We start from the raw sequence: 14,223 nt of genomic DNA, 5'->3' as shown, positions 1-14,223 counted from the left end.
ATTTCTAACCAAATATTCTTTCAATGAGGCTCTTTCAAAAGCCCCATTAAACTCGATTTTACATTTTATTGTCTTTTAGATGGCTGCGTCGAAGTTGGCCACAGGCTGCATCAATATCACTGCCAAGTTTTCTTCGAATAGTGGTTTCCACACCATTTTCTTGCAAAATCGAAGCAAATCTCTTTACTCGCTCCGCGGAGCTTTTGATATACTCTCGCTCTTTCACGTCATTAACAGGTATCAGATTTACATGACATAGCATATTGTGCAATTTTCTTGCTAGTTCTCTAGCGCAATCATCACTGTCGTTAACCCCTCGCATCATGGCATATTCAAACGTGATGCGTCGTTTTGTTTTTTCTGTGTACTTAGAGCAAGCAGCCAAAAGACGATCCATGGGGTTAGCCTTGGCCACAGGCATAATTTCTTTTCTAATTTCATCATTAGGCGCATGGAGGGACACTGCAAGAGTTATCTGAAACTGTTCTTCCTCCAAACGGAACATTTTTTCAATCAGCCCACAGGTGGAAAGGGTAATATGCCTTTGCCCCATGTTTTGCCCATCTGGATGGTTGATCAAACGTATAAATTTTATCACGTTATCGTAATTATCTAAAGGTTCGCCACTTCCCATTAGCACAACGCCACTGATACGCTCGCCGCAATCCTTTTGTATCTCATAAACCTGAGAGAGCATCTCTGCCGCCGTTAGGTTTCGTTCAACCCCATCCAGGGTAGATGCACAAAACCTGCAACCCATACGGCACCCAGCTTGGGTTGAAATACAAACCGTATTACCATATTCATATTTCATCAATACGCTTTCAATAACCGAATCATTCTCTAATGCAAAAAGATATTTTCTTGTGCCATCAATCTGAGATACCAATCTTCGTACCATCTCAATACCACCAAGGGTTGCTTTTTGCTGAAGTTTTTCCCTTAATCCTTTGGAAAGGTTTGTCATCTCATCAAAAGAAGAAACCTGTTTCTTATGAACCCACTCAAAAACCTGCTTGCCACGAAACTTTGGTTCTCCCAAGTCCTCCATAAAAAGCTGTATTTCCTCTAAACCCATAGATTTTAAATCTGCTTTATTCATGACTTATCCCTTTCTTTTCATTTTTGCAATAAAGAATCCATCTGTATTGCTTTCATGAGGCAATAAAGTAATATACCCCAACTTAGCAGTTTCTCGCCACAGCTCATCCGGCAGAAACTCCGAAATATCTTCAGTCATAAAATCAGGATGATTTTTTAAAAACCATTCCATGTTTTTTTCATTTTCTTTCTTACACAGGGTACAAGTGCTGTAAACCAGAGTTCCCCCCTGTTTCACATATTTTGCACCGTTTTCTAGTATCTGCCGCTGAATGGGTACCAAATGGTCAATTTCAACCCCATTTTTCTTCAACCGAATATCAGGCTTTTTCCCCATAAGCCCCAATCCAGAGCAAGGGGCATCTACCAATACCCTGTCAAAAACCTGATCAAATTCTTCTCTCCACTGGGTAGCATCTTGTTGTCTTGCCTCAATTATCGTTATCCCCAAGCGTTCAGCCCCTTGGGAAATCAATTCAATTTTATGCTCGTAAATATCTCCGCAAACCAGTCTCCCTTTGTTTTCCATTTTCTCTGCAATGGTGAAACTTTTCCCACCAGGCGCGGCACAAAGGTCAAGAATAGCTTCCCCTTTTTTAGGGTCTAAAACTTCTACAGCAAGCTGGGAACTTTCATCCTGCACATGGAATAAACCGTCTTTAAACGCTTTTATACCACCGATATCTGCCGTTTTCTTCAGATGTAGGGCAAAAGGTAGAATTTTTCCGTCTGTTACCATTGCCCCTTTTTTCTCTAAATCTTTTTTTAGACTTGCCTTTTGTGTCTTTAACGTATTTACTCTAATGGTTACATCGGGTGGACAATTATTCGCCTGGCAAAGCTTTTGTGTTTCAACAAATCCAAAATAAGCAATCCACATTTTAATCAACCATAATGGGTGAGAATACTGAATGCTTAAAAACTCCGCTGTCCCATCTTTGGGTAGTACAATATTTTCTTTTTCTCGTGCCATAGTACGCAAAACACCATTAACAAAACCCTTTAGGGGAGCCAGTCCCCTAGCAGCAATCAGCTTAACAGCCTCGTTGCAAGCCGCAGAATCAGGTATTTTCATAAAAAACATTTGATAAACTGCTGTCCTCAAAACCGCTAAAACCCAGGGTTTCATCTTTTCTGTTTTGGTCTTGGAAAACTGGTTAATGGCATGATCAATATAATATAAATTTCGCAAAGTACCATTTACAATTTCCGTCACCAACCCACGATCTAATGGTGGCATAGCACCATTTTGCTTTAATAGCCTACGTAGTGCCATATTGTTATAAGCGCCCTCTTCCATAATCTCCATCATGGCCTGGGCAGCTATTTCTCTCGGGTTAATCTGTATCATTCTTTTTTCCCCTTCATCAGGAATATTGTTTAAAAAACTTATTTATCAACTTATTATTATAAATGATTCTATGACATAGGGCAACATTTTTCGCCATTCTGCCGTCTATTTCATTCTTTCGTAAGAAATGGCAAAAGGCCGATTTTTCCATTAGAAAGAATCAGCCTTCTTATTATTCTTAATCGTTTCTTCTGCCAAATATGGCAATCAAACGCAATAACTGGGCAACTGCTGCAATTGCCGCCGCCACATATGTCAGTGCCGCTGCCTGTAGTACCTTTTTGGCACCACCAACTTCCCCTTCATCCAAAAAGTTTTGGTCAACCAAAAGTGTAATCGCTCTTGAAGATGCATTAAACTCAACGGGTAATGTAATCAGTGTAAATGCCACAGACAAAGCAAAGAAAATAATACCCAAATCAATCATCATATTGCCACTATTGCTGGTAAAAAACATACCGATGAAAATCAATGGCAACGATAACTTAGAACCTAAGTTTGCAACAGGTACAAAAATACTACGTAAGGAAAGGGGGGCATACCCCACGTCATGCTGAATTGCATGGCCTGTTTCATGGGCAGCAACGCCCAGAGCGGCAACGGATGTACTGTCATACACACTCTGAGAAAGGCGTAATGTTTTGGTACGGGGGTCATAATGGTCTGTCAAGTTACCTGCCACTCTTTCCACCCGAACATCATAAATTCCTGAATTTTGAAGCATCTGTGTTGCAACCTGAGCCCCTGTATATCCCCGTCTGTTTGCAATTCTAGAATATTTATTGTAAGTGTTTGATATATTGGATTGCGCGTACAGTGAAAGCATCATTGCCAAAATCAATAAAAAATACATAGTTGGTTCCTCCTTTGTTTTTGCAAAGCCTAAAAATAGTTATTGCAAAAGGACGCCCTTGTTCATCGCATTACCTCTCAAATACGCATCAGCAGACATACGTTTTTTCCCTCTTGCCTGCAACTCGGTAATGGTCACTGCTCCATCGCCGCATTTCACGACGACCCCCTTCTTTATCACATCAACAATCTCACCCATCTTCCCCTGGGCGTATTCCTCGTTTGCCTTTTCACCCTTAAAAAGCTTTAAGGGTTCCCCCTCATACATTGCATATGCACCGGGAGTAGGGTCCAACCCTCTCATCAAATTTATAATCTCCTTGGCACTTTTTGACCAATCAATATGGCCGGTTTCCTTCGTAATCATAGGCGCATAAGTTGCCGCCTCATGATCTTGAGGCACCCTAGTAACGGTTCCAGCCTGTAATGCAGCCAGCGTTTCTAAAAGCAAGTTCCCACCGGCTTCCGCCATTTTTTCATGCACCGAAGCAAAGTTATCATCTGGATGAATGGGGACTTCCGCTTTTAAAAGCATATCCCCTGTGTCCATGCCCTTGGCCATAAACATAGTAGTAATCCCCGTTACAGCTTCCCCGTCTATAATCGACCATTGCATGGGTGCTGCCCCACGGTATTTTGGCAACAAGGAGCCATGCACATTAATGCAACCATACTTTGGAATGTTCAAAATATCTTCTGGTAAAATTTGTCCAAACGCAGTAACTGCAATTACATCGGGCTGAAGCCCTTGTAACAATGCAACAAACTCTGGATCTCTTGCCTTTTCTGGCTGATACACCGGAATGCCCTGCTCAAGTGCATACTCCTTAACAGGTGTAGATACCACCTTTTTCCCTCTGCCTTTGGGCTTATCAGGCTGACTAACTACAGCAATTACTTCATGCTGTGTGATTAATGCCTTCAAAGAATATACAGCAAAATCAGGCGTACCCATAAAAATCACTCTCATGAGTTATTCCTCCTTAAACCTCTTCCACTTCTTCTTCAGGAATGGCTTTATCAATATATAATACCCCATCGAGATGATCCGTTTCATGACAAAGGGCAACTGCCATCAGTTCTTCCCCTTCTACCACAATTTTCTCACCGTGTCGATTCAAAGCTTCCACTTTCACATACTCAGGGCGATCCACCAAGGCACTCATGCCAGGAACGCTCAAACAGCCTTCATAATCAATCTGAGAACCCTTCTTTTCAACGATAACAGGGTTAATCAGCTCAATCAAACCATCACCAATATCAATCACTACAATTCTTTTTAAAATTCCTACCTGAGGCGCCGCAAGGCCGACTCCATTGGCTGCATACATTGTTTCTGCCATATCATCCAATAAAGTCAACGTATTCTCGTTAATCTCTTTTACTGGCTTGCATTTTTTTCTCAAAACTTCATCCGTACTCAAACGGATTTCCCTCGTTGCCATCTATCTTACCTCCTATAAGTACAATCCATGCAAAAAATTGTCATCATTTAATAATAACCATTTCAAACAAATCACTATTCCCTTATTCCAAAAAAAGCGTGGGAAATGCATTGGTTTGTATCACTTTTTGATACTTTTTATTCATTTTCCATAGCCATTTGTGTTCATAGGCCTTGTTCATAATAAAAAACAAATCCTGTTTCAAAGTCCTAAAAAAAGCGAAGCAAACCAGCTTTCATGGTATTCATAGTGTTACGGAATATTGTAACATAAAACCTAGCACTATACAATATTCATAGGATTTAGAGTTAGATTAAAACGAATCTCTTTTTTATTAATTTTTTTGCAATTCTCAACACCTTTTCGTGCAAATAAAATAAGTTCAGCTTCGTTCGTCCCTTGAATAAGTACCCTCTGACGGAACTCCCCACGAAACTTAGATAATGTTGCAGGCACAGGGCCCATAATAAAAAAATTCCCAAGTTCATTTTCAGCTTCCAATATCCTCCCCAGACTTTCCGCTCCATCCATTGTTTCTTTTTCGTTTTGTCCGCTAATCACAATAGAAAAAAAGATGCCAAAGGGAGGATATCCCATCATTTCACGAAGTAAAATTTCCTCTTTATAAAACCCCTCATAATCCTGCTTTGCCGCATTGGTAATACAGTAGTGCTTTGGCTGATATGTTTGGATATAAACCCGTCCCGTATCATCGGCTCGTCCAGCCCGCCCCCCCGCTTGGGTAATCAGCTGAAATGTATTTTCAGGGGCATAAAAATTTCCCGTATTTAGGGAACTGTCCGCCGCCACAACGCCAACTAACGTAACATTCGGAAAATCATGCCCCTTGGCTATCATTTGAGTTCCTACCAAAATATCTGCTTCTCCATCCCGAAAAGACTGCAGAATTTTGCTGTGACTATCTTTTTTCAAAGTAGTATCCAAATCCATTCGCAAAATTCTTGCTTCGGGAAACAAGCGTTTCGCCTCTTCCTCTATTTTTTGAGTCCCTGCCCCAAAATAACGGATATATTTGGAGTTGCAAACAGGGCAAACCTTAGGTGTTTTTTCTGTCTTCCCACAGTAATGGCATATCAAATCCCCCTCTTTCCCATGATACGTATAGGAAATATTACATTCAGGACATCTCATCACATGTCCACAGCTGCGGCACGACACAAAGGTAGCATATCCCCGCCTGTTCAGAAACAGCATCGTTTGCTGACCTTTTTTCAAATTTTTCCCCATTTCCTCTTGTAATACACGGCTAAACGGGGAGCGATTTCCGTCTTCTAGCTCTCGACACATATCAACAATATGCATCTTAGGCAAACAACCGCCACCCGTTCTTTCTTTTAGCTCTAATAAAAGGTATTCCCCTTTCACTGCTCGATGGTAAGTGACTATGTCTGGCGTGGCACTCCCCATAATGAAAACTGACCCAGTCTCTTTGGCTAATTGTTTTGCCACTTCCCTTGCGTCATACTTGGGTGTAATGTCAGAAATATAGCTGTTTTCATGAACCTCATCTACAATCACCATGCCCAAATTAGAAAAAGGCATAAATAAAGCCGACCTTGGTCCAATCATCACGGAAATCTCACCATCTCTGGCTTTTTTCCATTGGTCTAAACGCTCGCCCGCAGAAAGCCTGCTATGGGTGATAGAAACAACCTTCCCAAAACGGGAAATAAACCGCTCCATAATCTGTGGTGTCAGAGATATTTCAGGCACCAAAACCACTGCTTGCTTGCCCAGAGCCAGGGTTTTGGCTATACTTTGCATATAAATTTCTGTTTTTCCACTACCGGTAATCCCATGCAGAAGAATAGGCCGTTTTTTAGGCTCTAACAACTGGGCTTCAATTGCCTCTAAGGCCTTAGCTTGCTCAGTTGTGGGATGAAAAGGTTGCGTTTTTTCATAGTTTTCAAGGGAAAAAACTTCTCTTTTGCCCTCCTCCCTGCGCTCAAGTAAAATTCCTTTACACAATAGTGTTTTAATTGGGGAATCAGAGATGCCATAGCTTTTTATTTCCTCTAGCGTGCATTCCCCTTTTTCCATCAACAATTCAATGATCTTCTGTTGCCCCAAAAGCCGCTTATCTTGCTGTGCTTTTTTTCTGGTATTTTCAAGCAAAGGTGAAGCGCTATCTATTGAATAATAACGTTTTTCTTTTTTATAGTCCGAACGCAAAAGCCTTTGCTTTAAGTGAATCATGTTCTTCCTCTGAAGCTCCTGAAGGACATTTTTTGCGCCCTGTCCCAAAACCTTCTCCAATTCCTTCAGCTCAACTTCCGCCCCCATCTCTTGCAAAGTATCCAGAACAATCCTTTCCGCCTGGTTATATCCCTGTAACTCATTGGCCTTGTTTATGGAAACATACCAAATGCTTTTTGTCCTTATTCCTGTGGGCATAATGGCCTGTAGGCATTGGTTCATGGTACAAAAATATTTTTCTTTCATCCACTCTGCCAATTTCAACATAGTGGGGGTAAAAATGGGCTTGCCCCCATCCAAAACCTCGGTGATATCCTTTAATTTTTCTGGTAATACCTCGCTATCCTCTGATAAGGAAAGAATATATCCCTCTGTTTTTGTATTTTTTCTTCCAAAGGGCACAATCACTCGCACGCCCTGTAAGGCAATGCCCTCGTATCTTTCTGGTATGCGGTAGTCAAACACACGGTCTATTTCAGGGCTATTCATCCCAATAATAACTCTGGCAAACTTCATTTTCTCCCCCCTTTCATAGTCAAAGTCCAATCAAGTTTTTCTTCCAAAAATACATGGTCCATCTAGCATTTAGTTCTTCCTTTGAAGCGAGTGGAGGCCTGTTTTTTCCCTCCAACTTATTTTCTAAGTAAACAGTATAGAGTCGTGCCCCTTACGAATTCTGCTTAATTTTATAGAACTTTCCAAAAAAGACGATAAACAAGGGTTCTTGGCAAAACTGCTGGTTCTGCACAAGATGACTTTGTTTATCGTCCTCACTTCTTTCTTATTCCCCTGTGGTTTCAAATTTCTCCTCAATCAGGAGCATATCTTGTTTATAGGCCCAATCCTTTGCCTGACGAACTTTAATTTTTCCTTCATAAAGTTCATTTACAGCAATAGAAACTGGCTTATCCACCTTGATTTTATTAACCAATGGCTCAGCATGATCAACAAGCTGTCTGGCTCTTTTTGCCGCTGCAATAACTATTGTATATCTACTACCTAAGGTAATATCATCGGTCTCTTGGTTGATAACTTCCAATAAATCTGTATATGAAGGTCTTAACATCCTACATCTCTCCTTTAAATATCTTTTTTATATTAGGGTTTCTGCTACATTTCATTCGTTCAGCCTGAACAATAGTAAGCATATCTTCCGTAGCCTGCCCAATGGTATCATTAATTACTACATAATCATACTCACCCACCAGCTCCATTTCTTCCAAAGCCCTGTGGATTCTTCGGTTAATGGTATCTTTATCCTCTGTACCTCTATTGGTTAGTCTTCTGCCTAATTCCTCAAGGTTTGGAGGCATCAAAAACGCCAAAACGCCATCAGGATAAATTTTTTTCACCTGCAAAGCACCTTGCACTTCAATCTCAAGAATAACATTCTTGCCTTGTGTCAACTGCTCCACGACATATTTGCGTGGTGTTCCATAATAGTTGCCGCAAAATTCCGCCCATTCCAGAAGCTCCTTATGCTCTTTCATGCGCTCAAATTCCTCTCTCGTATGAAAAAAATAATGAACACCATCCTTTTCATACTCCCTAGGATCCCTTGTTGTTGCGGATATTGAAAGTGAAAAGTTGTCTTTTTTGCAAAGCTGTTCTACTACCGTTCCCTTGCCCGAACCGGAAGGACCGGAAATAATTAGCAATATTCCTTGTTTCTTCATTGTTAATTCCCCTTCTGCTCTGCGGAAAGCCTGCCACCCACTGTTTCAGGCATATTGGGTGAAAGTACCACATGCCCGTTATCCATAATAATCACACAACGGGTTTTTCTACCATAGGTTGCGTCAATTAAAATACCTTTTTCTTTTCCCTCTTGCACAATGCGCTTAATGGGGGCAGAGTCAGGGCTAACAATGGCAATGACCCGATTTGCAGCTACTACATTCCCATAGCCAATATTCAAAAATTGTGTTTTTTCCATGCTACCACTCCCAATTACTCTAAGTTTTGAATCTGTTCACGAATTTTTTCAATTTCGCTCTTGAGTTCTATGGTTGCCTGAACAATTTGAATATCATTTGCTTTTGATGCAATGGTATTAGATTCCCTATTCATTTCCTGAACAAGGAAATCCAACTTTCGTCCAACCTGACCACCTTTTTCTAAAATATCAGCAAGCTGAATTAAGTGGCTTTCCAAACGAGTGATTTCCTCGTCCACGCATCCTCTATCGGCAAAAACGGCAACCTCCGTTGCAATGCGCTGGGGATCAACATCAATGCCACCCAACAAATCCTTCAAGCGGTTGTTGAGCCTTTCTTTATATTCATCTACAACGAGAGGAGAGCGCTCCTTAACCTCTGCAGTTAAGGTTTTTATCCGTTCTGCCTTTGTCAAAATGTCTTTTTTCAAAGCTTCACCTTCGGTTTGGCGCATAGCTACAAATCTTGTTACCGCCTCATCCAGCGCTGGCATTAAAGCTTCCCAAATCACCTTTTCGTCCTTCTGAGGTTTATCAATTGTGATTACATCAGGAAATTTGGCTGCCAAATCCAAAAAGCTTCCGCCCTCTAAGTTCAAGTTCTGCTGAAGTGTTTTCAGTTTTTCCACATATGCTTGGGCAAGTGTTTCATTTAATTTGACTTCAACATCGTCCATAGCAAAGGTTTCAAAGCCAATATAAACATCGGTCTTCCCACGAAAAACCTGCTTCATAATATGTTTTTTAATTTTATCTTCCAAACTTGCCAAAGAACGGGGCAGCTTAATGCTAATATCATTATATCTATGATTTACGGATTTTAGTTCAATGGTAAATTTTCTATCCTCGGCAATATGCTCGCCTCGGCCGTATCCCGTCATACTTCTAACGTTTGCACCCATATTCTTTTCCTCTCTTTACCGCTTTGGACTTTTTCATCAAAAATCAATTTTCCCCTAATGAAGTTATGGGCTGCAACCCACACCTTTGCAACTGCAAAAAAACCTGTTCTTTATAAATTTTTAGAGATTTGATTCCATTGTCTAAAACAACAGAAAATCTCCCAAACTTAATCAAAACAAAGTTTATGTCTCAAAAACCAATATTTCTTATTTGCATTGCTCCCCATTATAGCCTATGCCCTTAGAAATAGCAAGAAAAAACACAAAAAAAGAGGTATTTTTTTAATCAAATTTTAATTTTTAACTTCTGTGTATTATCTGGCCCACTATGTTATACTATACCGGCACATACACACGAAAAAAGGAGGAACGCCTCATGGCTTTGGACGGTATCACCACAGCAGCTATCGTACACGAATTAAAAACAAATCTTATTGGCGGCAGAATTGATAAAATCCACCAACCGGTGGCGGATGAAATCCGATTTACGGTAAGAGGTGTAGGCGTTGTCCGAAAAATAATGGCCTCCGCAAATTCTAGCACCCCTAGGATTCATATTACTGAAACCTCTAAGGAAAACCCGATGACTGCCCCATTGTTCTGCATGGTTTTACGCAAACATATTGCAGGAGGCAAAATCATAGATATTTGCCAACCCCAGCTGGAACGAATCATCATCATTAAAATTGAGTCTACGAATGAAATGGGCGACTTAACAACAAAAAACCTAATTTTAGAAATCATGGGGAAACATAGCAACCTAATCTTGACCGATGAAAACGGCCGTATTTTAGATTCCATCAAACGTATTAGCCATGAAAAAAGCTCTGTGCGTGAAGTATTGCCCGGGAAAGATTATGTCTATCCTCCATCTCAAAATAAAAAGAACCCTCTTGTTGCTATTCAGTCAGACTTTTTGTTCTCCCTTCATTTGCAAGAAGGGCAAAAACTGCAAGAGTTTTTGTATAAAACCTATACAGGCATTAGCCCCATAATGGCAGGAGAAATTTGTTTCCGTGCCAATTTAGATCCCTCCAACTCTTGCCAACAAACAACTACCGAAGAAGGGGAAGCTTTATTTGCAGCATTTGACAAGGTTATGACTGAAGTAAAGGAAGCAAACTTCACCCCCAATATCTATTACCACCCAAATTCCAAAGGCGTTTTGGACTTCTCGGTTTTAGAAATGACAGAGTTCCATGCTCTAGACCATAAAACATTCCCATCGGTTTCATCTTTGCTGGAGGGATTCTATCAAGAGAGAGATAATGCATCTTATATCCGCCAAAAAGCTCATGATATGAGGCGTTTGGTGGTTTCAAATATTGAACGTTGCGTAAAAAAGAAAGAAATACAATTAAAAACCCGTAAAGAAGTGGCCGACATGGAAATCTGGCGTAAAAAAGGTGAACTGCTCACCGCAAACATCTATGCCATCCCCCAGGGTGTTACCGTCTATCGGACCATAGACTTTTACGCCGAAAATATGGGGGAAATAGATATCGCCCTTGACCCAACAAAAACACCTGCGGAAAATGCACAAAAATACTTTTCCCGTTATAATAAAGCAAAGAGAACTCTGGCGGCTTTGGAAGTGCAGGAAAAGCAAAACGATGAGGAACTTCTTTATTTGGAAAGTGTCCTAAATGCCATAGAAAATGCTTCTGATGATGCCGACCTATCGGAAATCAGAATGGAATTGGCCGAGAGTGGTTTTGTTCGTCGGCAAGCTGCCAAGAAGGGGGCTCCACGTCCCAAGAAGGCAAAACCTCTGCATTTTATTTCCTCCGATGGCTATAATATTTTTGTTGGCAAAAGCAATCTGCAAAACGATGAATTAACCCTGCGTACCGCAGATAGTACAGATCTTTGGTTCCACACCAAAGATATCCCCGGATCCCATGTAATTATTAAAACCAATGGAGCTGGCACCGCCAGTGATATTGCCATTGAAGAAGCTGCAAATCTAGCGGCTTACTTTAGTAAAGCAAAAAATAGCAGTACGGTTCCCGTTGATTATACCTTGCGTAAAAATGTAAAGAAGCCAAATGGTGCCAAACCAGGGATGGTAATTTATCTTACAAATCGCACTATCTACGTCACACCTGATGAAAATAAAGTAAAAAAAATGGAAACGATGTAGCTTTTCATGATTTTTACGAAATCGTTTTCACCTACATTCATGCACCATTCATTTTATGTAAGTGCTCTAAGGTGGGTACAATACTGCCACATACAGTAGGTTGTACAATACGCAAAAATACAAAAAATGGAAAGGTTGTTTTTATTCGTTGAGATATGGAAATAATGTCCAGTGATCCAACAAAATTTAAACTAAGAAAACTAAATTCTTTAATTATTATCGCAGTTACATTACCATTTTTAAATGAATGCTATTACAAAAACACCTTGTGAGGCACAAAATTTTCGCCTCTTATTTCGAAATGAGGTTTTACTATGCAAAACGAACTGGCAAAAGATTATAATTTGTCCTCATTATTACGCTTTACATTTCCAACGATTACAATGTTGGTTTTTATTGCAACCTACACCATTGTAGACGGTATTTTTGTTTCTCGCTATGTAGGAACCGATGCTTTATCAGCAATCAATATTGTTTTTCCCCTTATCAATATCATGATCGGCGTAGGGATAATGTTAGGCACAGGGGGTAGCGCCGTAATTGGACGTAAGCTTGGCGAAAATAAAATTGATGAAGCCCGTAGAAGCTTTACATTAATCACAATTTTCACTGCATTTTTAGGCATTATCCTTTCAGGGGTTTGTTTTACTTTTATCACTCCCCTATCTCGCTTTTTAGGGGCAAATGATATTCTGTTGCCTTATTGCATCGACTATGGCCGTGTACTCTTAGCCTTTTACTCCGTTTCTGTGGTTCAGGTTTTGTTCCAAACCTTATTTGTTACAGCTGGGAAGCCCCATTTTGGTTTGTGGCTCAATGTAGGTTCGGGTATTGCAAATATCTTTTTTGACTATTTGTTTATTGTTGTATTAGATATGGGAATAGCAGGCGCTGCTTGGGGTACTGTTTCTAGCTTTCTCATGGGTGGCCTACCACCTTTATGGTATTTTGCTAAGCCCAGAGCCAGCCTTTACTTTGTAAAACCAAAATGGGATGGAAAAGTGATTCTTGCCAGCATTTTAAACGGTTCCTCGGAAATGGTAACCTCCTCTGCCATGGCAGTAACCACCTTTCTGTTTAACCTTGCCATGATGAGGTATCTAGGTCAAGATGGCGTAGCTGCCATCACCATTGTTCTTTATGCCCAATTTTTATTTTCTTCTGCCTATATGGGTTTTTCCAATGGGGTAGCACCTATTTTTAGCTATATCTATGGAAACCAAAACATTCCCCGCTTGCAGAAGATGTTTAAAATGTGCGTTAAGGTTATCCTGGTTTCCTCCGTAGTGATTTCCGTATTCTCTTTCTTTATGGCAACCCCAACCATTGCAATCTTTACGTCAAAAGAAACCTCCACCTATGAAATCACTCGTCATGGGTATCATATCTTTGCTTGGAACTTCCTCTTTGCTGGCATCAATATTTTTGCTTCATCCTTCTTTACCGCGTTATCAAATGGGAAAGTTTCTGCAACAATATCTTTTTTAAGAACTTTTTTCTTTGTGACTGTTTGCATTTTATTCCTTCCCTATATTTTTGATATTGATGGCATTTGGCTAGCAGTGCCCATCGCCGAAGGACTTACATCAATCTTGGCATTTTGTCTACTTTGGGTTAATAAAAAGTATTATCATTATTTATAAATCATATTTAAACAACACAATTCTTAAACATATAAAAATAGGATGTGCATTCATTATTTGCACATCCTATTTTTTATTTTAACTTTTATTCGTTATAAAACAAAACAGCTATTTTCCGCAAGAATACCCTTCTTGTTTTTCAGTCCAAAAACTTATGAAAAATATCTTCTATTTCCTTTTTTCCAACTTTAAACCCATGGGGATAGGCAGAATGCCCCATGGCATGCACCTCCTGCCCATCGGTGTAAAAAATATGGAGAACCCAGGAATCACCGCTACAAAGACAGGCATCAATATCGTGAAAACCATCCCACTTCATAATTCCTGCACGCTTCACTGCATCTTCCAGTTCATCCAAAAAATCTTTTCCAACCTCAGCAAAAAATGTTTCCTCCTCAGCTTCACGCCTATCTATTCTTACGCAAATATTTCTCTCATCATCTTCTACGCGATACCATTCCTGTTTTCCCCTGTTGTCACCATAACGGAATGAAAAAGACCGAATCATATTATCCCCTCCAAATATCAACACCCAAAATCTATCAATGCCTTAGGCCAGACCATTCTCTTTTTAGTAACTGTTTGCTCAGTTCCCCTTCGTTACAATGATCCGCTCCAATTCTGGCGTATGCC

Annotated in this window: 13 protein-coding genes; 2 read left to right on the top strand and 11 right to left on the bottom strand. The window is 40.3% G+C overall.

Annotated elements, in window-relative coordinates; genetic code table 11:
* Positions 1-58 precede the first annotated feature (58 nt).
* From rlmN to ABVZ64_RS06645, 10 genes are all read right to left on the bottom strand, one after another.
* Positions 59-1,102: a dual-specificity RNA methyltransferase RlmN gene (rlmN, locus tag ABVZ64_RS06690; protein ID WP_352400254.1), complete on the bottom strand. Its 1,044-nt coding sequence runs from the start codon at positions 1,100-1,102 to the stop codon at positions 59-61.
* 3 nt (positions 1,103-1,105) lie between these two features.
* Positions 1,106-2,452, bottom strand: a complete 1,347-nt coding sequence (rsmB, locus tag ABVZ64_RS06685; protein WP_352400253.1) for a 16S rRNA (cytosine(967)-C(5))-methyltransferase RsmB — start codon at positions 2,450-2,452, stop codon at positions 1,106-1,108.
* Positions 2,453-2,630: 178 nt separating this feature from the next.
* Positions 2,631-3,305, bottom strand: coding sequence for a zinc metallopeptidase (locus ABVZ64_RS06680; RefSeq protein WP_352400252.1), 675 nt, complete (start codon positions 3,303-3,305; stop codon positions 2,631-2,633).
* Positions 3,306-3,344: 39 nt separating this feature from the next.
* A complete protein-coding gene (gene fmt, locus ABVZ64_RS06675; protein ID WP_352400251.1) occupies positions 3,345-4,274 on the bottom strand; it encodes a methionyl-tRNA formyltransferase in 930 nt (309 codons plus the stop codon).
* A 13-nt stretch (positions 4,275-4,287) separates the two neighbouring features.
* Positions 4,288-4,749 (bottom strand): peptide deformylase, encoded by a 462-nt coding sequence (def, locus tag ABVZ64_RS06670; RefSeq protein ID WP_352400250.1) that lies wholly within the window; start codon positions 4,747-4,749, stop codon positions 4,288-4,290.
* A 282-nt stretch (positions 4,750-5,031) separates the two neighbouring features.
* On the bottom strand, positions 5,032-7,482 hold the full coding sequence (priA, locus tag ABVZ64_RS06665; protein ID WP_352400249.1) for a primosomal protein N': 2,451 nt from the start codon (positions 7,480-7,482) through the stop codon (positions 5,032-5,034).
* A 265-nt stretch (positions 7,483-7,747) separates the two neighbouring features.
* On the bottom strand, positions 7,748-8,032 hold the full coding sequence (gene rpoZ / locus ABVZ64_RS06660; RefSeq protein ID WP_352400248.1) for a DNA-directed RNA polymerase subunit omega: 285 nt from the start codon (positions 8,030-8,032) through the stop codon (positions 7,748-7,750).
* Position 8,033: 1 nt separating this feature from the next.
* Positions 8,034-8,642 carry a guanylate kinase gene (gmk, locus tag ABVZ64_RS06655; protein WP_352400247.1) on the bottom strand — a complete coding sequence of 203 codons (609 nt, stop codon included), beginning with the start codon at positions 8,640-8,642 and terminating at the stop codon, positions 8,034-8,036.
* 2 nt (positions 8,643-8,644) lie between these two features.
* Entirely contained in the window at positions 8,645-8,902 is a 258-nt protein-coding gene (locus ABVZ64_RS06650) for a DUF370 domain-containing protein (protein WP_352400246.1), read from the bottom strand.
* A 14-nt stretch (positions 8,903-8,916) separates the two neighbouring features.
* Positions 8,917-9,804: a YicC/YloC family endoribonuclease gene (locus ABVZ64_RS06645; protein WP_352400245.1), complete on the bottom strand. Its 888-nt coding sequence runs from the start codon at positions 9,802-9,804 to the stop codon at positions 8,917-8,919.
* 376 nt (positions 9,805-10,180) lie between these two features.
* Here ABVZ64_RS06645 and ABVZ64_RS06640 point away from each other — a divergent pair, with 376 nt between their 5' ends.
* Positions 10,181-11,947 (top strand): Rqc2 family fibronectin-binding protein, encoded by a 1,767-nt coding sequence (locus ABVZ64_RS06640; RefSeq protein WP_352400244.1) that lies wholly within the window; start codon positions 10,181-10,183, stop codon positions 11,945-11,947.
* Positions 11,948-12,261: 314 nt separating this feature from the next.
* Complete coding sequence (locus ABVZ64_RS06635; RefSeq protein ID WP_352400243.1) at positions 12,262-13,590, top strand: MATE family efflux transporter; 1,329 nt, start codon at positions 12,262-12,264, stop codon at positions 13,588-13,590.
* A 139-nt stretch (positions 13,591-13,729) separates the two neighbouring features.
* Here ABVZ64_RS06635 and ABVZ64_RS06630 read toward each other — a convergent pair whose 3' ends face one another.
* On the bottom strand, positions 13,730-14,098 hold the full coding sequence (locus ABVZ64_RS06630; protein ID WP_352400242.1) for a hypothetical protein: 369 nt from the start codon (positions 14,096-14,098) through the stop codon (positions 13,730-13,732).
* Between the last annotated feature and the right edge of the window lie 125 nt (positions 14,099-14,223).

Origin of the sequence: Anaerotignum sp. (genome assembly GCF_040307045.1) — a bacterium.
Taxonomy (GTDB): domain Bacteria; phylum Bacillota; class Clostridia; order Lachnospirales; family Anaerotignaceae; genus Chakrabartyella.
This window is presented reverse-complemented; position numbering and strand designations above follow the sequence as displayed.